Origin of the sequence: Aeromonas sp. LsrichE-8G (genome assembly GCF_022869435.1) — a bacterium.
In the GTDB taxonomy this organism is placed as follows: Bacteria; Pseudomonadota; Gammaproteobacteria; order Enterobacterales; family Aeromonadaceae; genus Aeromonas; species Aeromonas caviae.
Window position 1 is genome coordinate 1 of sequence record NZ_JALIHH010000149.1, and the last position, 338, is coordinate 338.

Consider the following 338-nt stretch of genomic DNA (forward strand, 5'->3'; position numbering starts at 1 on the left):
TTGGGCGGTTGTGCTCGTTATGTCTGGAATCACGGGCTGGCAGAGACAAAGCGCATTCTGGATGCTGGCGAAAAACTACCTTCTGCCTTTGAGCTGAACCGGATGCTCACCAGTTGGAAGAAAGACCCAGAAATGGCCTTTCTGACAGAGGCATATACCGACAACCTCCAGCAGAAACTCAAAGACTTGCATGGCGCGTGGATGCGCTGCTTTGATAAAAAACTCGCCGCCAAGGCTCCCGTTTTCAAGAAGAAAAGCGACAACCGCGACTCAATCCGCTTCGTCAACTTTGACAAGTATTGCCGCCTTGAAAAAGGTCGCGTGAAGCTTCCTGCCGG

1 protein-coding gene is annotated in these 338 nt (G+C 51.8%); it reads left to right on the plus strand.

Annotated features, from left to right (window positions below):
- The coding region (locus MUW49_RS17830; RefSeq protein WP_244813037.1) for a helix-turn-helix domain-containing protein at positions 1-338 on the plus strand (338 nt) is incomplete at both ends.